Origin of the sequence: Candidatus Thiosymbion oneisti, from assembly GCF_900092655.1 — a bacterium.
Taxonomy (GTDB): domain Bacteria; phylum Pseudomonadota; class Gammaproteobacteria; order Chromatiales; family Chromatiaceae; genus Thiosymbion; species Thiosymbion oneisti.
Genome location: NZ_FLUY01000422.1, coordinates 1 through 26327, shown reverse-complemented (window position 1 = coordinate 26327; position 26327 = coordinate 1). Strand labels below are relative to the sequence as shown.

The following is a 26327-nucleotide window of genomic DNA, read 5'->3' as shown; positions in this document are numbered from 1 at the left end:
TTTCCGGCCCATTTAACGCCAGGACGCAATGGCGCCAAGACGCAAAGATTCTTTGTTCTTTCTTGGCGTCCTTGCGTCATTGCGTTTTTTCGCGAACTGAGCCACTACCGTCTTTCCCGATACCTTGAGGCCCGACGCCCGTTCCGGTAGATTGTCTCGAATCGATATTTCTCTTTCATAGCATTTCTGAATTTCTTCCCCGAATGCCGGGACTATCGCTGCTTCGGGGCGGTCGCCGCCCTTAGAGGCTGTCTAAAAACCAACACATTTCGTCAGGGACTATTCGTTCTGACCATGGGGCGCGAGGGGTTGGTCACCCTGCGCAACGATGCTGCCTTCCGGCCGCAGGACTTCGCCACCGGTTGAGTGATCCACGACGACGTTTTCGCGCTGGCCGTGGCTACCGGCGGCCGATTACCTGTTACCAAATGGCACCTACTCTCGTAGGTGAGTACCGGATCCTTCGGGCACCTATAAGGGGGGCCCCTGGTGTAGGCGCCGCGTGAGCGTGCCGATGGGGCTGGGCCTTGCTCCGTAGGACGAACCACGAATGGACACGAAATTGATGTGGATGCGGGTCCGTTTGTGGTTCCTGATCCGGACCCTAGAACTTTCGTTTACCGGGAGCTGTCAATGCCATCGGATTTCAGGCCACTGGCCAGGGAACGCCGGGGTCATGTCTGATCGGCGCTCCGACCGGGAGTTGGTAGCCAGGGTGCAGGGAGGCGATAGGCGCGCCTTCGATCTGTTGGTGATCAAGTATCAGCAAAAGGTTGCGAGCCTTATCTCCCGTTATGTTCGCGATCCCGGCGAGATCATGGATGTTGCCCAGGAGACGTTTCTGAAGGCCTATCGGGCGCTGCCGGGGTTTCGTGGCGAGAGTGCCTTTTATACCTGGCTTTATCGCATCGCGATCAATACGGTGAAGAATCATCTGGTCGCTCAGGGGCGCCGTCCCCCCGGAGATGACGTGGAGGCGGATGTGGCCGAGCAGCTGGAAACGGGGGGGCGCCTGCGGGAGCTGGCTACGCCGGAGCATCATCTGCTGAGCATGGAGATAGCCGGGACGGTGCAAGCGGCGCTTGATGGGCTACCGGAGGACCTGCGGACGGCGCTCCTATTGCGCGAGCTCGAGGGTCTGAGCTATGAGGAAATCGCGAACACGATGGAATGCCCCGTGGGTACCGTGCGTTCGCGCATCTTTCGCGCCCGCGAGGCGATCGACAAACGCTTGAGACCCTTGCTCAGGCCATGAGGAAAACGATGAGTGAACAGCAACGACGACACCTCTCGGCCCTCGTGGATGGTGAAATCGATCCCACGTTGGTACCCCCAACCCTGTCCGCGCTCGAATCGAACGAGCGCCTGATTGCGGCCTGGGAGGGCTACCATCTCATCGGTGCCGCCATGCGGTCGGAGCAGATTCGCCCTGAATACCGCCTGCTCAGGTCCCGTGTAAGCGAGCGGGTTGCCGCAGAGCCTCCCCTGCAGAGGCCAGTGGCACGCCGAGGACGGGTCCTCCGCCTCCGCCCCCTGGCCGGCGCCGCACTGGTCGCCTGCGCCGTCTCTGCCGCCGTCGTTGCCGTGCCCCGGCTCTTCAATCTCGGGCCCGCCGCCGAACCGCCTCCGAGCCGCCATACCGCTGCGTCTGCGCCGGAGCAGTTCCGGCTTGTCGTTCCCGCTCGGCGTTGGCATGTCAACGAGCCGGCCCTGGAAGGCAAGCTGGACCGGGAGAGCGGGTTGCCGCTCAAATCCGACCTGATGGGGCAGCAGACCGATCCCATCGAACAGGTCATGTTCACATCCCTGGACCTGTTGCCATCGCGGGGGACGGCGTCCACCGCCGGCCCGGTGCCGCAGCAACGGCGGTATGGACCCGAGCCTCCGGTTCCCGGCTTGCTGCCCTGGCGGTTCGATGCCCTTCCCCCCGGTTTCAGCCTGGTGATGCACAATGATTGGCGCGCTGCAGACGGGCAGCCGGTGGACCATTTCGTGCTTTCGGACGGCCTGGCATCGGTTTCCGTCTATGTCGAGGCGGGCAATCCGCAGGCGGGCCTGGAGGGCGGCACCCATATCGGTGCCGTCCATGCCGTCGGCAAACGGGTATCCGATCATCAGGTTACGGTCGTGGGCGAGGTGCCGCCCGAGACGGTGGAGGCGGTGCTTGCAGGCCTTCGACACGCCCCGGGGGGACGGCGGTGATCGAAGAGACAGGCCAAGTCATCTCGGTGCAGGGCGAGCTGGCCGAGGTGGAAGGGCAATCGCGTAGCGGTTGCGGAAGTTGTGCCGTCAAAGGTACCTGCGGCACCTCGTTGCTGGCCCGCTATTTGGGTCCCAAGCGGTTGCTGCTGCGGGCCCATAATACGATCGGGGCCAGGCCCGGCGAGCACGTGGTCATCGGGCTGCCGGAAGGTACCTTGCTGGAGGCGTCGGTCCTGGCCTATCTGGTACCCTTGGTGGCCATGATCGGCGGGGCGGTGGTGGGTGCCTTCGTCGCCGAACGCTTGGCCCCCGCGTACACGCAGGTGCTGAGTGCCGTGACCGGGCTGGGGGGACTTGCCGGCGCGCTGGCCTGGCTGGTCGGATTCATCCGTGCCAAGTCCTTGGACGAGCGCTACCGGCCGCGCATCCTGCGCCGCCTTGCCATAGGTCCGGGTGCATCGCCTAGGGTTTCCCCCCGCTCCCTCTCGGTAACCGATGAGAGGGCGCTATGACTCTTCTGGCCCCCATTACCCAACACCCTCCGTTAATACGTCTAGGTGTACCAGCCAGCCGCCGGCGCTGGTAGCTGGTAGCTTTGATTGACATGACCAATCCCCTGCTCCAGGTCAGCGGGCTGACCACTCTGCTCGGTTCCGAAGACCGACCCGTGCGGGTAGTGGACGGCGTCGATCTGGAGCTCCGCCGGGGCGAGACCTTCGCCCTGCTCGGGGAGTCGGGTTGCGGCAAATCCATGATGGCCCTGTCCCTGATGCGGCTGCTGCCGCCCTCCGGACGCATTACCCAAGGTTCCGTATGGCTCGGGAACGCCGAGCTGCTGGCGCTGCCCGAGCACGCCATGCGTGGGGTAAGGGGCGGGCGCATGGGCATGATCTTCCAGGAGCCCCAGACCTCCCTCAACCCGGTGCTGACAGTGGGACGGCAGATCGCCGAAGCCGTGCACGTCCACGGTGACTCCCTCCCCCCTGGCGGGGGAGGGGCGGGGAGGGGGGGATCTGTTGCAGAGCGACTCAGTCGCCGCCGGACACCCGAGCGGGTCCTAGAACTCCTGAGCGCAGTGGGCATTCCGGACCCGGAGCGACGCAGCGGTGAGTATCCGCACCAGCTCTCCGGCGGCATGAAGCAGCGGGTCATGATCGCCATGGCCCTGGCGGGGGCCCCGCAGCTCCTGATCGCCGACGAGCCCACCACGGCCCTGGACGTCACCATCCAGGCCCAGGTCCTGCGGCTGCTCAAGGGCCTGCAGCGCGAGACCGGCATGGCGGTGCTGTTCATCACCCACGACCTCGGCGTAGTGGCCGAGACGGCGGATCGGCTCGCCGTCATGTACGCCGGTCACATCCTGGAGACGGCAACCGTCGCTGACTTCTTCGCCCGCCCAGCCCATCCCTACAGCAACCAGCTCATGGCGAGCCTACCGGCACCCGAGAAGCGCACCGGCAGCTTGGCCGTCATCCCAGGCCGGGTGCCACCCCTGGACCGGCCGTTCCAGGGCTGCCGATTCGCCGACCGCTGCCACCGGGTCATGGACCGCTGCCGGGATCAAGCGCCCGCGTGGCATACCCCATCAGTAGGGCATCAGGTGCGATGTCACCTCTGGGAAGACGGCGAGCCGACCGCGGACGCAGGTTCCAAAGCATCGGGAGCCAAGGGCGCCGTCCCCCGCGGGGAGATGGGCAAGACGGTGCTGCGGGTGGCAGACCTCAAGGTCCACTTTCCGATCCACAAAGGCGTCTTCCGCCGCGTCGTGGGTCACGTCAAGGCCGTGGACGGGGTATCCATGGACCTGTGCGCGGGTGGGACCCTGGCCCTGGTAGGTGAGTCCGGCTGCGGCAAGACCACGGTAGGCAAGGGCATATTGCGGCTCATCCCTACCACCGGCGGGACCGTGCGCTTCAACGGGACCGAGCTGACCCGGCTCGGCGGTCGGGCCATGCGCGGCTACCGCAAGGACCTGCAGATCATCTTCCAAGACCCCTTCGCCGCCATGAACCCCCGGATGTTGGTGGGCGACATCGTGGGTGAGGGCCTCCAGGCCCTCCGCCTCGAGCCCAACCGGGCAAAGCGGCTGGAGCGGGTGTATTCCCTGCTGGATCGGGTCGGCATGTCCGCTGAGACTGCGGACCGCTACCCCCACGAATTCTCGGGCGGGCAGCGCCAGCGCATCTGCATCGCCCGCGCCCTGGCGGTGGAGCCCAAGGTCATCGTCTGCGACGAGCCCACCAGCGCCCTGGACGTCTCGGTCCAGGCCCAGATCCTCAACCTCCTCCGGCAGCTCCAACGCGACCTGGACTTAAGCTACCTCTTCATCACCCACAACCTCGCGGTGGTCTCCTATCTGGCCCACGCGGTAGCCGTCATGTACCTGGGCCGCATCGTCGAGCGCGGGACCGTCGCCGAGGTCCTGGACGACCCTCGTCACCCCTACACCAAGGCCCTCCTCTCCGCCGTGCCCGTGATCGACCCGGACCAGCGCCGCGAAGTTATCCGACTCGAAGGCGATATGCCTTCCCCTTCCCAGCCGCCGCCGGGTTGCCACTTTCATCCCAGATGCCCGGAGGCGGGACCCGAGTGTGCCCGCGCCTATCCTGCACAGACCAGGCTCAGTGATACCCGAATGGTTCATTGTGTGCGGGTTGGAGACTGAAACGCTTTTGTATTCATACGCACTGGCACTAACCGTTACACCTTCAGGTCGAGCAACTGTTGAAGCGTGGCGATCACACATCTACGATCGTTTTGTGACAATACGCCTGCCTTGCGGATCACCAACTGGTGATCGAGCGTAAACAATTTCATACGCACTATGGAGGCAGATGGCAGACCCGCTGAATTCAAGTCTTCAATTTCAACATCTAGCGGCCAGTCAGAGTTCCTGGCACTGGTGATCATCGCCAGCACTGACTGACCAATCTGCTTGTTGAAAGCCTTGGCATCAGACAGTACCAGAGCAGGCCTTCGTTTTGTAGTTGAACGATCCGTAAAGGGAAAGGGCACTACGACTACATCGAAGGCTTCAAAGGTTACGATAAGCCTCCTCATCGGCCTCTGACACCCACTCATTCAAAGTGTCTTCCAAGCTCTGGACAAACTCAAGATCCACGAGCTGGGCCTTGCGGATGTGAACATTCTTGTCCTCGATATCGAAGGCAATTGCGTCACCGGCTTCCAGGTGGAGCAGGCGCCGTACCGGCTCGGGTATCGTTGCCTGGTACTTTTTCGTCAGTTTGCTGGTGGCTGTACGCATGATGAGATCTCCCAATCTATTTTCCCCCTATACCCCACTCCCGGGAAGAGCAGGGCTTTAAATCGGGATCGGGATTCCGATTCTGATGACCAAGCGATTCGGCAGGGTGATGACGCCGAATGGAGGGCCTGAGTAGTTACAGTCATGAAGCATAATGAATCATTTGGTTTTTTAAAATATCCACAATCCATTGATTTTGAGGGAGGCCGGATTATGCTTGCTGAAGAGTATGAAGATGGATTACAATATATTAAAGAAAATTTAAACAGAGATGGCTTTATGTATCCACCTTTAGTGATGACTGTCGAGCTTAATTTAAATACATTGAAGCCTGAAAAATATATACCACATACAGAAAGACCGGCATCTGTCTTTTCTTTGCCAAAATCACATGATTTGTACATAGAAAATCCTATTGGGTGTGATGACTTAAGATTTGAAGATGCAGGGTTTTTAATGCATAATTTGGGTTTTTTCTTTGGTACTAGATTACAATTTATAGATTGGATGTTTGATGGAAAAGTTCCTATTGAAAGCAAAAATAGCTTTGTATATGCTGATGATGTCCCACCTCACTATTTGTCTTTCACATATCAAAAATGGAGAGAGTGGAATAAAGAATTAAGAAAAAGATTCGTGAATATCTTATATATATGCATGGAAGAGCAAAAAGCTGTGATTGGGAATGGGATTCATTTATATACCAATATATAGTTTTTGATGCGATTTATAAATTTCATGTACTGACGGGACAAAATAAAATTCAAGGGCATAAAAATAGGCTTTATGGATTGTGTAACTTTTATGGCATTAAGTACGAAGCTAAACATATTGAAAATATATATAGACTCCGTAATGATTTGTTTCATGAGGCGTTGTGGAATGGAAGCACCCCTGGTTATTCCATTGGCGATGCACGTTTGAGTGCAAAATGGTTGGAGAATTTAAACTCTCGATTAATAGTTTCACTTGCAGGTTATAAGAATGGCTTTTCAAGTTCAGGTTGGTGGTTTTTTGGTTGGCAATTATTTGAAAAATATGAGCCATGTTAAAGCTAAAAGGATCCCCATCTTGTTTGACATCCTTCTCACCCCAAACTAAGCTCCTTTCCGACATCGAAATCGCAGAGAACCTAACCACAACTAATCCCCGCTCCGTCCTCGTCTCTCTGGAGAACATCCCTTTGCCGTTGCGTGCGCGCACCTTCTTGTGTGGCAAGGACTACTTTTCGGGCCGAATTTCGACCACCGCCACGGCCGGATCGTCGCGCGCATGGGGCAGCGTGTCACCCTGGTTGCCATCGATGTAGCCGCCTACGCGGTGATGAGTGACCCCTGTCATTAAAGTGAACATCGTTGTCGATACCAACGTCTTCGTAGGTGCATGCCTGGGTGCCGATGCGTCCAACGAGGTCATCGTCCTATGTCTGAGGGGTGAGGCAACACCGCTCATGGGTGCCTCCCTGCTGGCCGAGTACGAGAATGTCTTGAGCCGTGACGAGTTATTCAATCGGAGCCGATTGATAAGGGCGAACGCAGTGAGTTGCTCGATATCTTCCTGTCGCGTTGCATCTGGACGCGAATCTACTACGCATGGCGGCCCAATGTCCCGGATGAGGGTGACAATCAATTGTAAAACTCTGCCAGCCGCCCCGGTAGGATATGCGGGTTAAAACCGACAGATGGCCTCCCCGCCGTGCTCGATCCAGCCGTGGACCATCTTCTTGGTCGTAAAGCCGCTGGCACAGTCGCCCGCCTTGTCGATCACGATGACGCCGCCGCGGCCGGTGACCTTGCGTTGCAGGTAGGCAATGCCCGCGGTTACAGCATCCCTGGCGCCGCCGCCTTTGAACAGGATGACGTCGGAGATGGTCTTGGCGATTAGGGTGCGCATGAAGTCTTCACCATAGCCGGTAGTCGAGACGGCGCAGGTCTCGTTGTCCGCATACAGGCCGGCGCCGATGATGGGTGAGTCGCCGACTCGGCCCATGCGCTTATTGACGATTCCGCCGGTGGAGGTGGCGGCGGCGAGATTACCCTCCAGATCCCGGGCGACGGCGCCCACGGTGCCGTATTTCTGTTCCTCGCCCGCGTCCTCGACAGCGTCGTGATCCAGCATAATGCGGTGCTTCAGCCGGGCCTGGTCCAGCTGGGCTACGCGCTCGGGGGTAAGGAAGTAGTGGTCCGGCGTCCGTTTCATCCCGCAGTGTTCGGCGAAGCGGAGCGCCCCCTCGCCGATGAGCATCAGGTGCTCGCTGCCGTCCATGATCAGGCGGGCGAGCTGGACCGGGTTGGCGATATTGGAGACGGCGGCCACGGCGCCCGCAGCCAGGTCGCGGCCATCCATGATGCCGGCGTCCATCTCCACGTGACCATGCTCGGTGAGCACCGATCCACACCCCGCGTTGAACAGGGGATCGTCCTCTAGCTGGGAGGCGCAGGTCTCCACTGCTTCCACGGCCCCGGCGCCGCGGGAGAGGATCTCGCGTCCATGTTCGAGGATCACCCGCAGGCTTTCCAGGTAGCGAACGGCGATTCGGTCGTCCTTGATGTTATCCAGGGCACCGGCGCCGCCGTGGATCATGAGGGAAAAGGTCTTAGGCATGCTCTCTTCCAAGCAGGACCCCCTGGCCCGCGGACCGAAGCAATAAAAAAGGCACCCTGATCGGTGCCTGATTACAGCTCGAGGACCCCCATCCTTGGGTCCTTTCGAGACAATACTCGAAGCGTGCGGTTTCCGAATACCTGGGGAGAAAGCCGGGATCAGGTGCCCCCAAGGGTGCCGATGACCAAGAAGCGATCAAAGACGCCGCTCGAGCTCCAGGATCAGTTGTTCCTGGACCGCCTCCGGTCCGGCGATCAAAAACTGGACCTTGCCTACAAGGATCGTGCCCCAGTTGACCAGGATCACCCCCTCGCCTCGGTGGGGATTGTACTCGATATCGGTCAACGGCAGAAAGGCGAGTGAGCGGTGGCGGGTGGGAAAGACCCGCGCCACCCAGCATTCGAGTCCGAGCTTGTGAGCGATGGCGGTGGGATAGGAGGCCCCAGTGAAACGGGGGTTGCATTCGATGGCTAAATAGTCAGGGTTATCGCCTTCCTGTACGACCGCCATATCAAAGGCGAAGATCTTCTTCATGCCTTCCCGGTATAGCCATTCGGCCATGGGTTCCACGCACTCCCAGGGCGCGTGGGGCACCGGGAACCGGTTGCCCTGATGGGCGTAGCCGTCGAGTATCTGCTCGGTAGCCGCCAGCCGTTCGAGTCCATCCGCCGTTACCCGGTACTGGAGGCTGAGAAAACTGTTGCTTGCGACCTCCTGCTGGAGCTGGACCGGAACCCCTGGCTCGAAGCGACCAATGGCCGCGCGCAGCTCCGCAGCATCGCCGCAGCGGTAGATGCCGACTCCCGAAACGGAGACCGCGGCCTTGAGATAACAGGGATGCGGAAAGGTTTCGAGCTGCCGGTCGCTGATGTCCGGCGTCTGCGCAAAGCACAGGGTCTTGGGAACAGGCACCCCGAGTCGTTGGGCGACGGACATAAAATTGTTCTTGGAGTTTATGAAATCTACGGCTCGGAACCAGGCGGCATCCGGTCGTACCCGGTGCTCGCCGGCACCGAAATAGAAGACGCATACCTCCCGCTCCGGATACCGGGACAGCACATCTTGGCCGACATCCCAGATTATCTGCTCGGTATGACTAAGCCCGATGCGCTGATAATGGTCTCGGATATAAGTCCACTGGGACTTGAGTTCCGGGTGGATCTGGAGCAGGTCCCCAGGTTCGGTCAAACCCAGGGCACGCCCGGAGTAAAGATGATTACCCGACACGCCCTCGGCGGTGCAGCCCATGATGTCATGGTTGATGATCCGCGCCGGCGCGGGTGTCGGCTCGATGAATGACAGTGCCCTCCTCATCGTCCTGGAGCTCCATATTGACTTGCGGTCGGACGATTAGGCAAGATACGTGCCATAGTGATTTGGACAGGATAGACCGGAAAACCGGCCCGATCTGGTGCAGTGGAACCTAGGTCACACTAAGATGGTGTGGTAAGAGGGATGATCCCCCATCTTCTCGCAGATTGCACGGATTGCATAGCGAACAAACGAAGGCATCTGCGACAATCTGTGTAAGCTGCGGATAGACAAGATTCATCGGGGAAACCTCCATGCTCAATCGGATCAGGATAGGGTTACAAATCGCTGCGCGGGATCGACGTGCGGTTGCAGCCGCTGTCCGTGTTGTTCGGCCCCAATGCCGCCGGCAAGAGTAACTTTCTCGATGTCTTGCAGCTGCTTTCCAGGGTCGTCTGGTGCCGTACCCTGAAGGACGCGTTCGAGCCGACGTATCGAGGTAAACCCCTGGAGTCGTTTTCTTTTCCCGAGGACGGACTGAAGGGGTTATTGGCTAAAGAGGTGTTATCCTTCAGTGTAGAGGTGGATTTCACCCTGTCGGACGCGGTCGTCGATGCGGTCAACCGGCAGATCCGCGAATTGAAGCAATACCCCGCGGCAAAGAGCGGACAGGGGGAAAAGGAAAGCCGGCGGTCCCCGGTGCGAGAGCGTTTCCTCCGTTATCGAATCGAGATCGAAATGCGGCCGCACTCGGGAATCCTGCGGGTCGCCGACGAATACCTGGCCGCGCTGAACAGTAAAGGTGAGCCCTCCGACAAGTGCGAGCCCTTTCTGTCTCGCGATGACGAGGGGTTGTACTTGCGCCTTGAAGGGCAGGTCCATCCCACCTACCTGGATCGCTATCTCGATCACAGCATTCTGTCGCTGCCGCACGCCCTGCCAGGTTACCCGCACCTGATTGCGGCCCATCAGGAAATCAGCCGTTGGCGCTTCTTCTATTTCGAACCGCGCGAACGCATGCGGGCCGCCAATCCGGTCAAGGAGGTACGGCACATCGGGTTGATGGGCGAAGAGCTGCCGGTCTACCTCAATACCTTGAAGGCCCTGGAGCCGCGGCAATTCACTGCGGTGGAAAAGGCCTTAAAAACCATCCTGCCGCAAATCGATGGCATCGATGTCGATATCAACGACCTGGGCGAGGTGGAACTGCGGCTGCGGGAGGCCGGCATCCCCATTCCCGCTCGCCTGTTGTCCGAGGGGACGCTACGGATCTTAGGAATGCTTGCCCTGGCCGGCGCCAAGGAGCCGCCGTCCCTGGTGGGCTTCGAGGAGCCGGAGAATGGTATTCATCCGCGCCGCATCCAGCTGATTGCCGAGCTGCTGAAGACCCGAGCCGGGATCGGGAATACCCAGTATATCGTCACGACCCACTCTCCCATCCTGCCGGATCTGGTCCCGGACGAATCCCTGTTCGTGACCCGAAGATCGGACCGGGGAACCAGTATCGAGCCCTTCTCGACTTGGGGTCCCTTGGCACGTCGTCATGACATCGACCAGGCCCTGATCGACCAAGGCGAGGATCGCGATGAAGAGGCTCTCCTCGTTTCCGAGCGTCTGCTGCGAGGGGACTTCGATGGCTAAGACGATCGCGGCATTCGTCGAGGACTTCGCGCACCGCCAGGTAATCGGGGCCTTCATCGATCGGGTTGCCGCGGAGCAGGGTATCGAGGTCCGTTTGGAATGGCGAAACGCACGGCGAGGTCATGGGCAGGTCGTGCGCGAGCTGAAGGAATACCTCCGTGATCTCAAACGCCAGGGCAATCCACTGGACCTGCTGGTAATTGGTACCGATGCCAATTGCAGGGGGCTGTCGGAGCGTACACGGCAAATCCCGGTAGCCGAAAGCCCGGTTCCGGCCGTGCTCGCAATCCCCGATCCCCACATCGAGTGGAAAACCCCGATTACAAGGATTTGCTGTTTACTTTCATCAATATAAGTGATTTAGGGGAGAAAGTGGCCGCCTGATCAGTTAGGCTCTTTATAGATTCCGGACTGTTTTATCCTATACCCCCGGCGCGGTTGTAGGATGCGGTTTGCCGCGGGCGTCCATTGACGCGATTCATGCCCCCTTATAATGCAATGCCATTAAGTTAGCTGCCGGTCGCGTGTCGTGGTAGGTCGGGTTAGGCGCGCCTTGCGATGCGGGCGTGGGCAACCGAGGTGAACGCGCCGTAACCCGACATCCAAGGTTGGCCCGCGGCATCGTGTGTCGGGTTACGGCGCACCCGAATTCCGTGGCCTGACCGAACACACTGAAGCGCGCGCCTAACCCGACCTACAAGACTTAACTTAATGGCATTTCCTTATAATACCATCCTGTAAGACCTGCCGCGCTCACCGCATCCTACGTGCCAAGGAGTAAACCCTAACCTCCGGGCTTGTCTCTTAATGGTACAGGATTAACAGGATGTTATAATTGTTATTTAAGAAAATAATCCTGTTAATCCTGAACATCGTGTTAATCCTGTCCTATTAGCGGTTGGCACGACGATTGCGTCAACAGCCCCGAGTCACCCTTGCACGGCCGCCGGCTTTTTGTTTCTATTCCTGCATGACCAACCGGATCCGGCAGCTTCCCGCGCAGCTCGTCAATCAGATTGCGGCGGGAGAGGTCGTGGAACGGCCGGCCTCGGTGGCCAAGGAGCTGATCGAGAACAGCCTGGATGCCGGTGCGGACCGGATCGAGATCGATGCCGAGCGGGGCGGTATCAAGCTGCTGCGGGTCCGGGACAACGGCGAGGGAATTGCCCGGGAAGATTTGGCCTTGGCACTCCGCCGCCATGCCACCAGCAAGATCGCCGAGGTCGCGGACCTCCAGTCCATCGCTACCCTGGGGTTCCGTGGTGAGGCCCTACCGAGTATCGCATCCGTATCCCGTCTGGAGCTCAGCTCACGGCACCGGGACGCGGATCAGGCCTGGTGTATCCGCGGCGACGGCAGCGACCAGCCGGGTGAGCCGGTACCCGCATCCCATCCGGTGGGGACGACGGTCCAGGTGCGGGATCTCTTCTACAATACGCCTGCCCGGCGCAAGTTCCTGCGCACGGACAAGACCGAGCTCTCCCACTTGGAGCAGCTGGTGCGTCGGGTGGCGCTGGCGCGCTGCGACGTGCGCTTCCGGCTCACCCACAACGGGCGGCTCCTGTTTGACCTGTCGCCCGTCGCCGGGGAGGGAGGAACGGCGGGGAACCGCCTGAAGGAGCTGGTGGGTGCCGGTTTTCCGGAGCATGCCCTAACCCTGGACCAGACGGCGGTGGGGATGCGCCTGCACGGGTGGGTCGCGAGCCCCGGCTTCTCCCGCAGCCAGTCGGATCTCCAGTTTTTCTATGTGAACGGACGTATGGTCAGGGACAAGCTGGTAGCGCACGCTGTGCGCCTGGCCTACCAGGACGTGCTGCACCAGGGCCGCCATCCGGCCTATGTGTTGTATCTGGAGCTGCCGCCGGTGCTGGTGGACATCAATGTCCATCCCGCCAAGCACGAGGTCCGTTTTCGCGAGGGACGGCAGGTCCATGATTTCATCTTCCGGGCCCTCCACCGCCGCCTCGCGGAGGGCAGAACTCAGGCAGGGCCCGCGCCCGCCGAGGCCCCGCCCGTGGCGACCGGTATGCCTGACCTGGGATCGGCGCGGTCCATGCCGGAAGATCCCGGACCCCGACAGCGACCCATGCCCCTGCGGGTAGCTGAGGGCCCGGACCGGTATCGCTCCGACTTCGAGTCCCAACGACCCGGGTCCAGCCGGGATGCGGATACCGGCCAAGAGAACGGAGCGGACGCCGGGTTGCCGCCCTTGGGTTATGCCCTCGCCCAGCTGCAGGGTGTCTACATCCTGGCCCAGGCCGTGGATGGGTTGGTGATTGTCGATATGCATGCGGCCCATGAGCGCATCGGTTATGAGCGCCTCAAGCGGTCCTGGGAGGAGGGTGCGATCCGCGGCCAGCCCTTGTTGGTCCCGGTCATGGTCCAGGTTGCTCCCTGGGAGGCGGATCTGGCCGAGTCCAATCTGGAGCTATTCCGGCGTCTCGGTGTGGGGTTGGACCGGATGGGTGAGGGCAGCCTGGTGGTACGCGAGATTCCGGCCCTGCTCCAAGGGGCAGATGCGGAGCGGTTGCTGCGGGATCTGCTCTCGGACTTTGCCGTGCATGGGCGCAGCGAACGGATTCGCGAGGAGATCAACGGGGTGCTCGCCACCCTGGCCTGCCACCGGTCGGTGCGCGCCAATCGCCGGCTCGAGCCGGAGGAGATGAATGCCCTGTTGCGCGACCTCGAGCGCACGGAGCGCGCCGACCAGTGCAACCACGGACGCCCGACCTGGATCAAGCTCTCCGGGCAGGAGCTGGATCGCCTGTTTCTGCGCGGTCGCTGAGGAGCTACGGACCCGACAGCTAGATCGAATATGCAATCAAATAAAGCAAAGAGAGGTTGTGAAACTATGCGATCTATCACTGTCCGGAACATACCCGACGAGGTGCATCGCGCCTTGCGGGTGCGAGCTGCGCAGCACAACTGCAGCGCGGAGGCGGAAATCCGCGACATCCTGGAAAACGCCGTGAAACCGGAAGGGCGGGTAAAGCTGGGTTCGCTGCTGGCCGACATTGGCCGCCGGGCCAAGCTGACCGATGAAAACTTCGCAGTGTTCGAGCAGGTACGTGGCAAGACCCCGACCCAGCCGGTAAGCTTTGAATGATCCTGCTGGATACGAACGTGGTTTCGGAGCCGCTACGTCATGTGCCCGAGGCCCGCGTCATCGAGTGGATCGATGCGCAACCACTGGAAACGCTCTACCTATCTGCTATCACGGTCGCCGAGCTGCGCGCCGGCGTGGCAATGCTGCCGGCCGGCAAACGGCGAAATGGATTGCACGAGAGCTTGGAAAAACGGGTGATGCCCTTGTTTGTTGGGCGCGTGCTGCCGTTCGACTTGGCTTGTACGCATGCCTATGCCGAGCTGATAGCGAAGGCGCGAGCGGCGGGTTTGGCTATCGCAACGGCTGACGGATATGTCGCAGCCATTGCAGCAGCCAATGGATTTACTGTAGCCACCCGCGACACCGGCCCATTCGTGGCTGCCGGCGTGGATGTCATCAACCCATGGCAGGTATAAGACCGAAGGCTCTTTAGGGCACTTTGAAAAATACGATTTTCGTCAGCGGTACGCATGAATAATCAACGGCTTAGGGTCGCTCAATTGGTGAAAACACCTATTTTTCAAGGTGCCCTTTATGGATTCCGGACTACTTTGGAGTGCGCCGGCAAAGCGGCGCGCCCGCATCGAACCTCAGCCACGGGGGATACCCGCAGCGTTGGCCGGGAATCCGGGCCCTGAGGTTCCACCCGCACCGCGGCGACGGCGCTTTCCCCTGGCCGCATCACCTGTGCTGGGGGCGGATACCTTACCAAATCCAAGGCGGCGGCAGGATCGTGCCACTTGCCGACCCCCGGCTTATGCCTCGCGCTGTAGCCCGTAGGTTACGAATCACGCGAAATCAAGGGGAGAATAGACCAATGACCCAGAGTATCCAAGACAACCTATGGCACGGCAGCATACCCTATGCCGTCGGCCAGGCAGCCGTGGTCCGTATCCCGATTCCGAACAGCGGTGGCTTGGGCATAGAGCTCAAGACAAGGGACCTTGACTACAAGAGCCGCTCCACATCGACGCTGTTTTTTCAGGACGACTCAGGAAAGAAACGGCTCCTGAGACTCGATTATGGGATGAATCGCAAGACCCATACCATAGACTTTCACTGGAACCACAAGAGAGCCTACGCAAAGTTCGGGATCGAAAATCACACCCCCGCGGGTCGGGCCGGTAAGGTCGCCTACAAGATGGCCAAGTATTATCGTTGGGGAGGGCGATTATTGCTGATTACCGGCATAACCCTTGATACCGTCTCCATCGTTCGGGCCAGCAGCCCGCTGAAGCGGGCCTCTCAGGTGGTCTCCGCCTGGGCACTGGCCTGGGCGGGGTGTAAGGCCGGGGGCGCTGGCGGCGCTGCCCTGGGTTCCCCGGCCTCACCACTCGGTATGGCGGCGGGCGGGATCGGCGGCTGTATCATCGGCGGTCTCGGCGGCTATGTCGGTGGCACCCTGCTCGGCGGTACGGTGTACGACTGGGCCAAGGGCACCTTCTTTATCCCCTTGCCGAGGGTGGCGGCTCCCCATGAATAGATCGACCATCTGCGTCTGCCTCGAACCGCGCGATGACTGGCAGCTGGGTTCCCTCACCACCGATCGGGGCAGTGTCTTCCTGCTCAGCTGGTATTTGATACCCACCTGCGTTGATGACGGTGACGATATGCCAGAGGCGGTTGGCAGCGTGCTCGTGCGTGCCATGACCTCCCTGGCGAGCGTCACCTATCTGCGCAGTGCCGAAATGAAATCGCTCGAGGACGACCTGGAGCGGCTGGGCAAGGAAAACCTGGTGCGCAGATTAGTGGGCAATTGGTATACAGGAAGAAAGATGCGTTTCTGGCAGTATTTCGGGGGGGCACCGCATCCCCGTGATCTGGTCACGACCGAGTCCTCGGAGACGGCAATGGAGCTGTTCGATAGTCCGGGTTATTCCTGGTGGGGGCAGGGCCAGGTCGCCTTTCTGTCCGCGCCCGACAGCCCGCCTCCCGCTATCGACCGGCGTACATTGAGGAGTTTCTCCAGTGACCACTGGGTCGAGCAGGCCGCGGACCTGGCCGACCGGACCGGTCTTTTCGCCGTGATGTATCCGGGGCATGATGGCGCCTATGTCGGTATCTTCTCGGCGACGGCCTCGTTCCAACACGAGTTGCTGGAGGCGCTGGAGGAGACCGCGACCCAGGCCGGCTTCAATTGGGCGTCCCTGATGACGGACGAGGCCTTCGGCGACTGTCTGGCGGGGAAGCGGATGAGGTAAACATTTCGCCGGCTTCCACGCCGGAGGGTGTGCGGCCGGCGGTAGGTATTGCATCTCGTTGCGGAAGGCGGTAGCCCCCCATGAATAAATCGGCGATCTCCTTTATAGAAAGGTGTCGCCAAGATATGTGGGCTAGGTCCACCCCCCCGCTGGTAATCGCGCTCATGGGCCCTACGGCCGCGGGCAAGACGGATTTGGCGGTGGCGCTGACCGCGCGCCTGCCCTGTGACATCATCAGCGTGGATTCGGCACAGATCTACAAGGGCATGGACATAGGTACCGCCAAGCCCGGCCCTGAGGTCTTGCGCAAGGCCCCCCACCGGCTGCTGGACATCTGCGACCCGAGCGAATCCTATTCGGCCGCCCGCTTCTGTGCGGACGCCGAGCACGAGATGGCACAGATCGTAGCCGCGGGCAGGATTCCCCTCCTGGTGGGTGGCACCATGCTCTATTTCCGCGCCCTGCAGGAGGGCCTATCGCGTCTCCCGGAGGCGGATGGCGCGGTACGCGCCCGACTTGCCGCCGAGGCGGAGGCGGGAGGCTGGGCGGCGCTTCACCAGCGCCTCGCGGCGGTCGATCCGGCAGCGGCGCGGCGCATCCATCCCAATGACCCCCAGCGCATCCAGCGCGCGCTCGAGGTCTATGAGCTGACCGGCCACCCCTTGAGTCAGTTGACGGGGAGGCATCGCCGCCGGGTGCTACCCTATCGCTTCCTGAAGCTGGCGCATGCGCCCGCGGAGCGGGCTGTTCTGCACCAGCGTATCGAGCGGCGGTTCCTGAACATGCTCGAGCTTGGGTTCGAGGCGGAAGTACGCGCCCTGTGGGCGCGGGGGGATCTGACTTTGGAGCTGCCGTCCATGCGCTGCGTGGGCTATCGGCAAATGTTGAAATACTTATTTAGTGAGTATACCTTTAGGGATATGGTGCAGCGCAGCATTAGCGCTACGCGGCAGCTTGCGAAACGCCAGCTTACCTGGTTGCGGTCCGAGTCCGATGTCCATTGGATCTGTGATCGCTCCGATCAGGGTGAGCCGATCGATCAGGCATTGCGCCTGATAAGGGTGGAAATCAGGTAGCTGTTTCGGATTGGCCGTCCAGGTATCACTACAACAAGAAAGGAGATGAAGTCATGTCAAAAGGACAGAATCTACAGGACCCGTTCCTCAACGCCTTGCGTAAGGAGCGGGTCCCCGTGTCCATCTTTCTGGTGAATGGAATCAAACTCCAGGGACAGGTCGAATCGTTCGATCAGTTTGCTATCCTGCTGAAAAACAACGTAACCCAGATGATCTACAAGCATGCCATCTCCACCGTCGTTCCTTCGCGCAACGTCAAACTGCCGCCGATTGCGCCCGAGGGCCAACCGGCGCCCGACAAGGGGTAGTACACTAGTACCGAAGCACCGATAGCATGGGAATCACTTGTTTGCCGCAAATGAACGCCAATGAACGCCAAATCGGTCGCAAAGGATCACATGATCTTTATCTGTCCAGGGATGACGCAGCTTCTCAAGCAGCTATTTGGTTAAAATGGATCCCAGTGTCCAGCGTCGTGTTGGGTTACGGCGCGTTCAAGATCGTGCCCTCCGCGGCGTTTCCCCACGCGCCTAACCCAACCTACACGCAAGACAAGGTCCGCGCGGGCCGATAGCATGGCGGGCGATCCAGGGGTAGGTTGCGTTAAGAAGTCGGCACCGGCGCCACCATAGATCAGCGAGCCTTTATGCGTCGTAACGCAACACGTCCGGTCTCCCAAGCAGCGCCGAATCATTCAGGATTGCTGAGCGACCATGTTTGAGCGCCCCGCTACTGGTGAGCGGGCGGTGCTCGTGCATGTGGATATCGGCACTACCGGTGACCCCGAAGAGCAGGCTGAGTTTCGCCTGCTCGCGGAAGCGGCGGGAGCACAGGTTGCGGGTTGCGTAGGCGGTTTCCGCCAGGCGCCCGATCCACGTCTGTTTATCGGCCCCGGCAAGGCGGACGAGCTCAAGGCGCTGATTGAAACCCAGGGGGCGGAGCTGGTGATCTTCGAGCGTGGGCTCTCCCCCGCACAGGAGCGCAATCTGGAGCGTCACCTCCGGTGCCGGGTGGTGGATCGGACCGGGCTCATCCTGGATATCTTTGCGCAGCGTGCGCGTTCCTTCGAGGGTAAGCTGCAGGTGGAGCTGGCGCAGCTGCGTCATCTCTCGACGCGCCTGGTGCGTGGGTGGACCCATCTGGAGCGCCAGAAAGGCGGTATCGGTTTGCGCGGACCGGGCGAGACCCAGCTGGAGTCGGATCGCCGCCTGATCGGCAAGCGCATCGCCCAGCTCACCAAGCGGCTGGAGCGTATCGTCTCCCAACGTGCCCAGGGCCGCCGGGCGCGGGATCGGGCCGCCCTGGCGACGGTCTCGCTGGTCGGTTACACCAACGCCGGAAAATCGACCCTCTTCAACCGGCTGACCCGGTCCGCCGTCCATGAGGCCGACCAGCTGTTCGCGACCCTGGATCCGACCCTGCGCCGGTTGCCCCTGCCGCATGGGGCGACGCTGATCCTCGCCGATACGGTCGGCTTCATCAACCGTCTCCCGCACGAGCTGGTGGCGGCCTTTCGTTCCACCCTGGAAGAGACGCGGACCGCGGATCTGCTGCTCCATATCGTGGATGCCTCCGGTGCGCGCCGGGCCGGCTGCATCCTGGACGTGCAGGAGGTACTGTCGGAGATCGGGGCGGGTGACATACCGCAAATCCAGGTCTTCAACAAGATCGATCAGCTGCCCGACACCGAACCGCGCTTGGAACGGGATGCCCAAGGACGGGTAGGGCGGGTTTGGATCTCGGCCCGCAGCGGGGCCGGGATCGATCTGTTGCTCGCTGCCTTGCGCGAGCATTTTCATGAGGAACACCTCCACCAGTGGATCCTCCTTGGTCCCGAAGAGGGGGCGTTGCGGGCCTGGTTCTTCACCCATGCCCAGGTTCTCTCGGACCAGACAACGGATCAGGGTGGCTGGGAGCTGGAAGTAATGGTGCCCAAGACCGAGCTCGACCGTCTGCTGAGCAAGGATGGATCGCTGTTAGGTCGGCTGGTGAGTCGGCACGCGGCGCTTGCGGTTACCGACAGGTAACGAGTTTCTCGACGGGCTTCTCGATAGAGTCCGCAAATGAACGCGAAATGAGCGCAAATGTTTTTGGGTCCTTGCTGACCGTGCACGGATTGTGGCGCCTGCGAAATAAATCTGCGCGAATCTGCGTAATCTGCGGATAAAAAAGCAAGCCATCCTTTATCCGCAGAGCCGTAGGTTGGGGTGACGGAGGAACCCCGACATTTGACGTTGGGGTTCGTTCCTCACCCCAACCTACGCGACTAGAAGACGAAGGACCGTAGGGCGGGAAAGCGCAGCGCATCCCGCCTTCCGGTGGGGGATGCGGCCATCCCTGGCCTTTCCCACCCTACGCGGGTCCGCGTTGGGTGTAAGGTTGCGTTAGCCGCGCGCGAAAACGCCTGGGGGGGCACGGCGGGGAACGCGGCGTAACGCAACCCGATGCGAGAATCCGTTTTAACCAAACAGCTTCTAAATCTAAAAAGGGTATACAATGGCTACCCTGACGATGACCCGACGGTAGGCAGCTTAACGACCGAGCGGCCGGTACACTTTCAAAGATAGTTGGAGCGCTTATGGCCTGGAATGAACCGGGTGGTGGGAACAAAGACCCGTGGAGTGGGAAGGGTCCGGAGCAGGGACCACCGGATCTGGATGAAGTGGTGCGTAAGCTTCAAGAACGCCTCGGCGGGCTATTCGGAGGGCAGGGCCGGCGTGGATCGGGCAAGTCCGATGGCGGTGGCGGCTCACCGGGAGGGGGGGGTGGTATCAGCGGTAATGCCGTCATGCTCGGGGCAGCGGTCTTGTTCGTTATCTGGCTGGCATCGGGCATCTACATCGTGGGGCCCGCGGAGCGCGGCGTCGTGCTGCGTTTCGGTGCCTATACCAAGATCACCGACCCCGGACCCCACTGGCGGATTCCGTATCCGATCGATGAGGTGCGCAAGGTCAATGTGGACGAGATCTCCTCTTTTACCCACAAGGCCGCCATGCTCACCAAGGACGAGAACATCGTCGACGTGGAGCTCACCGTCCAGTCCCGCATCCAGGATGCGGCGGACTACCTCTTCCAGGATCAGTCCCCGAAAAAGACCTTGCGCGACGCCACCGAGACGGTGGTGCGCAAGACCATCGGCGGCAGCCGCCTGGACTTCATCTTGACCGAAGGGCGCAGCGCCGTCGCCACGACCATCCGTGAGCGTGCTCAGAGCCTGATCAACCAGTACAAGACCGGCTTGGAGATCACCTCGGTGAACATGCAGCCGGCCAAGCCGCCGGAGCAGGTCAAGGAGGCCTTTGACGATGCCATCAAGGCGCGGGAGGACAAGGAACGCCTGGAGAACAAGGCCGAGGCCTACGCCAACGAGATCCTACCCCAGGCCCGCGGCGAGGCCGCGCGCGTGCAGGCGGATGCCAAGGCCTATCGAGACAAGGTGGTAGCCGGTGCCGAGGGCGAGACCGCGCGCTTTCTTGCCCTCCTGGACGAGTACGAGAAGGCACCTCAGGTAACCCGCGAGCGTCTGTATCTGGAGACCATGGAGCAGGTCCTCGGCGGGTCCAACAAGGTCCTCCTGGACGTCGAGGAGGGAAACAGCCTCATGTATCTGCCCCTCGACCAGCTGATCAATGCGGGTAGCCGCCAAGGCCAGTCGGGAAAACGGCAAAGTCCCATTTCAGCGGCTGCTCAGGAGCCGGAGTCGGCACCCCAGCGTAAGGTAATTCGCGAACGGAGGTCTCGGCGATGAATCGAGTCAAGATGCTAGCGCCCATCGGGCTGATCCTGGCTGCCCTGGTGATCTATGCCGCGACCTTCACCGTCAATCAGTGGGAGGTGGCCATCAAGCTCCGCCTCGGTGAGATCGTCGACAGCGAATACGCACCTGGGCTGCATTTTATGGTCCCGGTGCTGAACAACATCAAGAAGTTCGACGGTCGCATCCAGACCCTGGATTCCCGGCCCGAGCGCTTCCTGACGGTAGAGAAGAAGGACGTGATCGTCGACTCCTTCGCCAAGTGGCGCATCACCAACCCGGGGCAGTTCTTCCGCTCTACCGGTGGTGACAGCGGGCGCACCGCCAGGCTGCTCTCCGAGCGTGTCAATACGGCACTGCGTGATGAGTTCGGTAAGCGCACCATTCAAGAGGTGGTCTCGGATGATCGTCTGGAGCTGATGCAGATCCTGACCAAGAAGGTGGATACCGACGCCGCCGAGCTCGGGATCGAAGTGGTGGACGTCCGAGTCAAGAAGATCGATCTGCCGCCCGAGGTCAGCGAGTCGGTCTATCAACGCATGCGCGCCGAGCGCGAACGGGTAGCCCGGGACTTGCGCGCCAAGGGCGCGGAGGCCGCCGAGCGCATTCGTGCCGATGCCGACCGGCAGCGGACCGTGATCCTGGCCGAGGCCTACAAGGAATCCGAGCAACTACGGGGTGAGGGCGATGCCAAGGCCACGGAGATCTATGCCAATGCCTTCAACCAAAATCAGGACTTCTTCAGTTTCCACCGCAGCCTCAATGCCTACCGCAATACATTCGGACGGGGCGGGGATGTGATGGTCCTGCAGCCGGAGTCGGATTTCTTCCGTTATTTCAAAGAGAAGGCCCCGGCCGGCATCGGTATTTCACCGGCCTCAGGCACGCACCCCGCTTCCGAGCCTCAGCCGGCGGAAGAATCTGCGTTGCAGCCGCAGGCCACTGTCCCGATGCCTGAACTAGGGCAAGTCTCCACGCCGGCGCCGATTGCCATGACACCACCGGCGCGTGAGCATCAGCTACTGCCACCGGCGACGGCTGTTGCACCTGGAGCTGCGTCTAGGGTTACCCCCACGACTTTCTCCGAATAGCTCGCACTCCGCACGAATATCGGCGTTCAGGGCCCTGCGGTATGCTTGGAGTCGGATCCTAAAGGATGTGGCACGATCTGCTCGTCGCCTTTGCATTGCTGTTGGTACTCGAAGGTGTCTGGCCCTTCCTGAGCCCGGATAGTCTGCGGCGCACCTTACTTCTGATGACCGAGCAGGATAACCGTTCATTGCGGGTTACCGGTCTGGTGAGCATGGTGGTGGGCGTCGTGCTCTTGTATGTGGTGAATTAAGGCGATTTCTGTCAAATGAAATACCGTCTCGTCCGTCTGCTGGGTTGCGGCAACAGTTACGGAGTCCACTATGCACCGGTTGCCGCGCCTGGCAGACGAACGATGATCTTGTGCAATTCGGGGCACAATTCGGTATTCCAATTTTCGCCAATCGCCTAAGGGCCGGAGCATGCGGGAGGAACGCTGGCTGTTACCCGCCGGGATCGAGGAGATCCTGCCGCCGCGGGCGCAAGTAATGGAGTGTTTGCGCCGCGAGCTGCTGGATCTTTACCGAAGTTGGGGTTACGAATTCGTTATCCCGCCGTTCGTCGACTATCTTGACTCCCTGCTCACGGGTACCGGCCAGGATCTGGACCTCAAGACCTTCAAGTTTACCGATCAGCTGAGCGGCAGGATGCTCGGCGCGCGTGCCGACATGACACCGCAGGTAGCGCGTATCGATGCCCATCATCTGCGCAGTGACGTGCCGACTCGGCTCTGTTACCTAGGCACCGTGTTGCACACGCGGGCGGATGGTTTCGCCGATACCCGCAGTCCGATGCAGATCGGGGCGGAGCTCTATGGCCATTCGGGCGTCGAGAGTGATGTGGAGATCCTGCGCCTGGCCCTGCTAACACTGGAAACGGTGGGCATCGAAGGTCTCTATCTGGATCTGGGCCATGTCGGCATCTTCCGCGGGCTCGCCCGCCAGGCGGGGCTCGATGGGCACCAGGAGATGGCCCTGTTCGAGGCCCTGCAGCGCAAAGCCGTGCCCGAGATCGAGGCCTTGATCGACGCGTACCGATTGGATGACATACAGGCGCGAATGATGCTGGCCCTGGCGGCGCTCAACGGCGACGATGCCTTGGATCAAGCAGCAACCGAGTTGGCGGCTGCCGATCCGCCGGTGCGGGCCGCCATCGATCATTTGCGACAAGTAGCCGCGGAGACGCACAAATGGCTGCCGGACGTGCCGGTGCACTTCGATCTGGCAGAGCTACGGGGCTACCATTACAAGACGGGCGTGGTGTTCGCCGCCTTCGTGCCCGGCTGGGGCCAGGAGGTCGCGCGTGGCGGGCGTTACGACGACATCGGCCGAGTGTTCGGGCGGTCCCGTCCCGCCGTTGGGTTCAGCACCGATCTCAACTGCCTGCTGCGCCTGGGGACCGGTATCGACGAGCGTTACCAACGGCCCCAAAGGGTATTTGCGCCCTGGTCATCGGATCCGGACCTACAGCGGGAGATCGAACGTCTGCGCCGGGAGGGGCGACAAGTGGTCACGGAGCTGCCGGGGCAGGCTAAAGGCGCGCGGGAGCTGGGGTGTGAAGCGCGCCTGGAGCGTGCGGACATGGGTTGGGTGTTGGTTCATGAAGAACCACGAATGGACACAAATAAACACGAATTTTGATTATATAAATCTTCCGTTTGCAAGAACCCTTTTTCAATGCGATCTGATGTCTTACCAACGAATCGACCCATTTCCCGAGGATGCCGCGACCTTTGGGTCATCCGAGCTCGATGCGCTCGGGAGGATCTGGCACGAAAAGAAAGAAGCATTACAGGGAACCGGTGTCTTTCAAGATTTCTTAACCAAGCTCCAGCGTGAATGGGCAATCGAAACCGGAATCATCGAACGCCTATACACCTGGGATCGAGGTGTCACGGAGGTCCTGATCGAGCAAGGGATAGACGCTAGCCTGATTGCCCACCGAGGCGGTGTCCGGCGTAATGAAGCGGATCACGTCAAAGCTCTGATCGACGATCAACTCTCTGTTATCGAAGGGCTCTTTTCCTATGTAAAAGGGGAGCAACCATTAACCGAACATTTTTGCCAACCTCGAACGATACCGTGCCTGGATTCGGCTATCCATCAAAACCCAAGAGCATTTTGAATTCATTGTGAGCATTCATGGCTACGGACACAATGATACCGGCATCATGGCCGCATCCGCGCTCACGGATCGGCGCGTCGAGAAAGAAGAGGGAGGCACCGAACCTGTCCAGGTACAACCGGCGTCGGTGGACCTGTTTCAATTCAATTATGCCGAATCACTAGACAGCATAAAGGAACGTTTTCGTGATTGGCTTGAAAGCGCCTTGGCAATTGCCTTGGGCGAATGGAAGCGGCTTATATCGGCCTGATACTTTCTGCCGGCTCCCACGCTCCAGATAGGGATGTTGGGTACGCCCGCTGTCCGTGGTGAGCTTTGCCCAACCTAATATAGCCTCGATTGACGTAGGGTCCGCTGTGCGGACCTTCCCATATGTCAACCGCTGATGGCGAGCCGATTGCGAGCGATTTGCGTCTATTTACGTTCATTTGCGGCAAAAAGAATTTCCATGAAGATTGTTTCCGGATTTACCCAAGGGTACCAATACCCCATTTCGGCATCTTTCGGGTGGTATTGATCATGGGAAAAAACCTGGTCGTGATCGGAACCCAGTGGGGTGACGAGGGCAAAGGCAAGGTCGTGGATCTGCTGACGGAGCGGGCCGCGGCCGTGGTCCGCTTCCAAGGCGGACACAACGCCGGGCACACGCTCGTCATCGATGGGAAGCAGACCATCCTGCACCTGATCCCCTCCGGGGTCTTGCGCGAGGACGTGCAATGTATCATCGGCAACGGCGTGGTGCTGTCGCCGGGGGCCTTGCTGGAGGAGCTGCGTATGCTCGAGCAGAGCGGCGTAGCGGCACGCCGGCGGCTGCATATCAGCCCCGCCTGTCCCCTGATTCTGTCTTACCACATCGCCCTGGATCAGGCGCGGGAACGCGCCCGCGGCAACCAGGCCATCGGGACCACCGGTCGCGGTATCGGGCCGGCTTACGAGGACAAGGTATCGCGGCGGGGCCTGCGTATCGGGGATCTGCTCGATGCCAAAGGCTTTGCCGAGAAGTTGCGCGAGGTCATGGACTACCATAACTTCGTCCTGGTGCATTACTTCAAGACCGAGGCGGTCGATTATCGGGGCGTCTTGAATGAGGCCCTCACTCAGGCGGAAGCGATCGCCCCATTGATCGAGGACGTTCCAGGTCTGCTCCAGGCCCTCGGTCGAGCGGGCAAAAACCTGTTGTTCGAGGGGGCTCAGGGTGCCCTGCTCGATATCGATCACGGCACCTATCCCTTCGTGACCTCATCCACCACCACCGCCGGCGGGGCGGCCAGCGGCAGCGGTATGGGGCCGCGGAATCTGGACTATGTCCTCGGTATCGTCAAGGCCTATACGACCCGGGTCGGCGCCGGTCCTTTCCCCACGGAGCTGTTCGATGCGGACGGGACCCATCTGGGCGAGGTCGGCCGGGAATTCGGCGCCACCACCGGACGCAAGCGCCGCTGCGGGTGGCTCGACATGGTGGCCCTCAGACGTTCACTCGACATCAACAGTGTGAGCGGTATCTGCATCACCAAGCTGGATGTCCTCGACGGCATGCGGACAATCAGGATCTGCACCGACTATGAGCTCGACGGCCGGCGGCTGAACGCACCGCCGACCACCGCGGACGCCCTGAGCCGATGCCAACCACACTATTTGGAGCTCCCCGGTTGGGAGACATCAACCCTGGGCGCCAGGTCCTACGCTGCACTGCCGCAGAACGCCCGCAGCTACCTGGCTAAGCTCGAGGCGCTTTCGGGTCTGCCTATTGACCTCATCTCCACCGGACCGGACCGGGCGGATACCATTATCAAGCGGCATCCCTTCGATGCCTGAATCGAGACGCGGCCAGGTTACCGGAGTCTAAGTAAACCTGTGTACAAAATTTGGGGTAGTGGCTGAAGTATCCCCACAAATTCAGCCTCTGGCTCCCACGCTCCAGCGTGGGAGCAAATCTGGACGCTCCAGCGTCATGAAACCTTGGCCGCTGGAGCGGCCACAACGGCATTCCCACGCTGGAGCGTGGGAACGAGCC

28 protein-coding genes and 1 pseudogene are annotated in these 26327 nt (G+C 60.6%); 25 read left to right on the top strand and 4 right to left on the bottom strand.

All coding sequences use genetic code 11. The features are described from left to right. The first annotated feature begins 676 nt into the window (after window positions 1-676). The 4 genes from rpoE to BQ17_RS04140 all read left to right on the top strand — a co-directional run bounded on the left by rpoE (window position 677) and on the right by BQ17_RS04140 (window position 4867). Window positions 677-1255 carry an RNA polymerase sigma factor RpoE gene (gene rpoE / locus BQ17_RS04155; protein ID WP_089724547.1) on the top strand — a complete coding sequence of 193 codons (579 nt, stop codon included), beginning with the start codon at window positions 677-679 and terminating at the stop codon, window positions 1253-1255. An 8-nt stretch (window positions 1256-1263) separates the two neighbouring features. Then, window positions 1264-2202 (top strand): MucB/RseB C-terminal domain-containing protein, encoded by a 939-nt coding sequence (locus BQ17_RS04150; RefSeq protein WP_176722283.1) that lies wholly within the window; start codon window positions 1264-1266, stop codon window positions 2200-2202. Beyond that, window positions 2199-2714 (top strand): SoxR reducing system RseC family protein, encoded by a 516-nt coding sequence (locus BQ17_RS04145; protein WP_176722282.1) that lies wholly within the window; start codon window positions 2199-2201, stop codon window positions 2712-2714. Before BQ17_RS04150 ends, BQ17_RS04145 begins: the two co-directional genes overlap by 4 nt. A 92-nt stretch (window positions 2715-2806) precedes the next feature. Then, window positions 2807-4867 carry an ABC transporter ATP-binding protein gene (locus BQ17_RS04140; protein WP_089724542.1) on the top strand — a complete coding sequence of 687 codons (2061 nt, stop codon included), beginning with the start codon at window positions 2807-2809 and terminating at the stop codon, window positions 4865-4867. Window positions 4868-4902: 35 nt separating this feature from the next. On the opposite strand, the gene BQ17_RS04135 is transcribed toward BQ17_RS04140, so the two are convergent. Together BQ17_RS04135 and BQ17_RS04130 are read right to left on the bottom strand one after the other, a co-directional pair. Then, window positions 4903-5262: a type II toxin-antitoxin system PemK/MazF family toxin gene (locus BQ17_RS04135; protein WP_089724541.1), complete on the bottom strand. Its 360-nt coding sequence runs from the start codon at window positions 5260-5262 to the stop codon at window positions 4903-4905. Next, complete coding sequence (locus BQ17_RS04130) at window positions 5237-5467, bottom strand: AbrB/MazE/SpoVT family DNA-binding domain-containing protein (RefSeq protein ID WP_089724539.1); 231 nt, start codon at window positions 5465-5467, stop codon at window positions 5237-5239. The genes BQ17_RS04135 and BQ17_RS04130 overlap by 26 nt, the downstream gene beginning before the upstream one ends. A gap of 144 nt (window positions 5468-5611) precedes the next feature. Between BQ17_RS04130 and BQ17_RS20200 the strand changes: the two genes are divergently transcribed. The 4 genes from BQ17_RS20200 to BQ17_RS23935 all read left to right on the top strand — a co-directional run bounded on the left by BQ17_RS20200 (window position 5612) and on the right by BQ17_RS23935 (window position 7139). Further along, window positions 5612-6181 (top strand): hypothetical protein, encoded by a 570-nt coding sequence (locus BQ17_RS20200; RefSeq protein ID WP_141699088.1) that lies wholly within the window; start codon window positions 5612-5614, stop codon window positions 6179-6181. Beyond that, the gene (locus BQ17_RS20195; RefSeq protein ID WP_141699087.1) at window positions 6121-6519 is read left to right on the top strand and encodes a hypothetical protein; all 399 of its coding nucleotides are present in this window, start codon (window positions 6121-6123) and stop codon (window positions 6517-6519) included. Before BQ17_RS20200 ends, BQ17_RS20195 begins: the two co-directional genes overlap by 61 nt. A gap of 157 nt (window positions 6520-6676) precedes the next feature. Continuing rightward, entirely contained in the window at window positions 6677-6811 is a 135-nt protein-coding gene (locus tag BQ17_RS23125; protein WP_256091474.1) for a hypothetical protein, read from the top strand. After that, window positions 6795-7139, top strand: a complete 345-nt coding sequence (locus BQ17_RS23935) for a PIN domain-containing protein (RefSeq protein WP_218068076.1) — start codon at window positions 6795-6797, stop codon at window positions 7137-7139. The genes BQ17_RS23125 and BQ17_RS23935 overlap by 17 nt, the downstream gene beginning before the upstream one ends. Here the strand turns inward: BQ17_RS23935 and BQ17_RS04120 are convergent. Both BQ17_RS04120 and BQ17_RS04115 read right to left on the bottom strand, forming a co-directional pair. After that, window positions 7136-8071, bottom strand: a complete 936-nt coding sequence (locus BQ17_RS04120) for an isoaspartyl peptidase/L-asparaginase family protein (protein ID WP_089724537.1) — start codon at window positions 8069-8071, stop codon at window positions 7136-7138. The genes BQ17_RS23935 and BQ17_RS04120 overlap by 4 nt on opposite strands. 195 nt (window positions 8072-8266) lie before the next feature. Then, window positions 8267-9385: an ATP-grasp domain-containing protein gene (locus tag BQ17_RS04115; RefSeq protein WP_089724535.1), complete on the bottom strand. Its 1119-nt coding sequence runs from the start codon at window positions 9383-9385 to the stop codon at window positions 8267-8269. 300 nt (window positions 9386-9685) lie between these two features. On the opposite strand from BQ17_RS04115, the gene BQ17_RS04110 reads away from it, so the two are divergent. The 17 genes and pseudogenes from BQ17_RS04110 to BQ17_RS04030 all read left to right on the top strand — a co-directional run bounded on the left by BQ17_RS04110 (window position 9686) and on the right by BQ17_RS04030 (window position 26128). Further along, window positions 9686-10963 carry an AAA family ATPase gene (locus tag BQ17_RS04110; protein ID WP_218068074.1) on the top strand — a complete coding sequence of 426 codons (1278 nt, stop codon included), beginning with the start codon at window positions 9686-9688 and terminating at the stop codon, window positions 10961-10963. Next, window positions 10956-11318, top strand: coding sequence for a hypothetical protein (locus BQ17_RS04105; protein WP_089724531.1), 363 nt, complete (start codon window positions 10956-10958; stop codon window positions 11316-11318). The genes BQ17_RS04110 and BQ17_RS04105 overlap by 8 nt, the downstream gene beginning before the upstream one ends. Window positions 11319-11933: 615 nt before the next feature. Further along, window positions 11934-13748: a DNA mismatch repair endonuclease MutL gene (gene mutL / locus BQ17_RS04100; protein ID WP_089724529.1), complete on the top strand. Its 1815-nt coding sequence runs from the start codon at window positions 11934-11936 to the stop codon at window positions 13746-13748. 66 nt (window positions 13749-13814) lie between these two features. Then, window positions 13815-14069: a FitA-like ribbon-helix-helix domain-containing protein gene (locus tag BQ17_RS04095; RefSeq protein WP_089724526.1), complete on the top strand. Its 255-nt coding sequence runs from the start codon at window positions 13815-13817 to the stop codon at window positions 14067-14069. After that, window positions 14066-14485, top strand: a complete 420-nt coding sequence (locus BQ17_RS04090; RefSeq protein WP_089724524.1) for a type II toxin-antitoxin system VapC family toxin — start codon at window positions 14066-14068, stop codon at window positions 14483-14485. Before BQ17_RS04095 ends, BQ17_RS04090 begins: the two co-directional genes overlap by 4 nt. A 401-nt stretch (window positions 14486-14886) precedes the next feature. Further along, window positions 14887-15552, top strand: a complete 666-nt coding sequence (locus tag BQ17_RS04085; protein WP_089724522.1) for a hypothetical protein — start codon at window positions 14887-14889, stop codon at window positions 15550-15552. Further along, window positions 15545-16270, top strand: a complete 726-nt coding sequence (locus BQ17_RS04080; RefSeq protein WP_089724520.1) for a hypothetical protein — start codon at window positions 15545-15547, stop codon at window positions 16268-16270. Before BQ17_RS04085 ends, BQ17_RS04080 begins: the two co-directional genes overlap by 8 nt. 125 nt (window positions 16271-16395) lie before the next feature. Further along, a complete protein-coding gene (gene miaA / locus BQ17_RS04075) occupies window positions 16396-17346 on the top strand; it encodes a tRNA (adenosine(37)-N6)-dimethylallyltransferase MiaA (RefSeq protein WP_089724518.1) in 951 nt (316 codons plus the stop codon). 53 nt (window positions 17347-17399) lie between these two features. Continuing rightward, window positions 17400-17654 (top strand): RNA chaperone Hfq, encoded by a 255-nt coding sequence (gene hfq, locus BQ17_RS04070; RefSeq protein ID WP_089724516.1) that lies wholly within the window; start codon window positions 17400-17402, stop codon window positions 17652-17654. A 405-nt stretch (window positions 17655-18059) separates the two neighbouring features. Continuing rightward, on the top strand, window positions 18060-19373 hold the full coding sequence (gene hflX / locus BQ17_RS04065; RefSeq protein WP_089724514.1) for a ribosome rescue GTPase HflX: 1314 nt from the start codon (window positions 18060-18062) through the stop codon (window positions 19371-19373). A 551-nt stretch (window positions 19374-19924) separates the two neighbouring features. Next, window positions 19925-21094, top strand: a complete 1170-nt coding sequence (gene hflK, locus BQ17_RS04060) for an FtsH protease activity modulator HflK (RefSeq protein WP_089724512.1) — start codon at window positions 19925-19927, stop codon at window positions 21092-21094. Continuing rightward, window positions 21091-21951, top strand: a pseudogene (gene hflC / locus BQ17_RS04055) (protease modulator HflC); the annotation flags it as partial. The gene hflK and the pseudogene hflC, both read left to right, overlap by 4 nt. Before the next feature lie 305 nt (window positions 21952-22256). After that, window positions 22257-22442: a DUF2065 domain-containing protein gene (locus BQ17_RS04050; RefSeq protein ID WP_089724507.1), complete on the top strand. Its 186-nt coding sequence runs from the start codon at window positions 22257-22259 to the stop codon at window positions 22440-22442. Window positions 22443-22611: 169 nt separating this feature from the next. Continuing rightward, the gene (locus BQ17_RS04045; protein WP_089724505.1) at window positions 22612-23829 is read left to right on the top strand and encodes an ATP phosphoribosyltransferase regulatory subunit; all 1218 of its coding nucleotides are present in this window, start codon (window positions 22612-22614) and stop codon (window positions 23827-23829) included. Continuing rightward, window positions 23789-24313 carry a hypothetical protein gene (locus tag BQ17_RS04040; RefSeq protein ID WP_141699086.1) on the top strand — a complete coding sequence of 175 codons (525 nt, stop codon included), beginning with the start codon at window positions 23789-23791 and terminating at the stop codon, window positions 24311-24313. Before BQ17_RS04045 ends, BQ17_RS04040 begins: the two co-directional genes overlap by 41 nt. 7 nt (window positions 24314-24320) lie before the next feature. Then, window positions 24321-24563: a hypothetical protein gene (locus BQ17_RS04035; protein WP_089724500.1), complete on the top strand. Its 243-nt coding sequence runs from the start codon at window positions 24321-24323 to the stop codon at window positions 24561-24563. 269 nt (window positions 24564-24832) lie between these two features. Further along, window positions 24833-26128: an adenylosuccinate synthase gene (locus BQ17_RS04030; RefSeq protein ID WP_089724549.1), complete on the top strand. Its 1296-nt coding sequence runs from the start codon at window positions 24833-24835 to the stop codon at window positions 26126-26128. The last annotated feature ends 199 nt before the right edge of the window (window positions 26129-26327 follow it).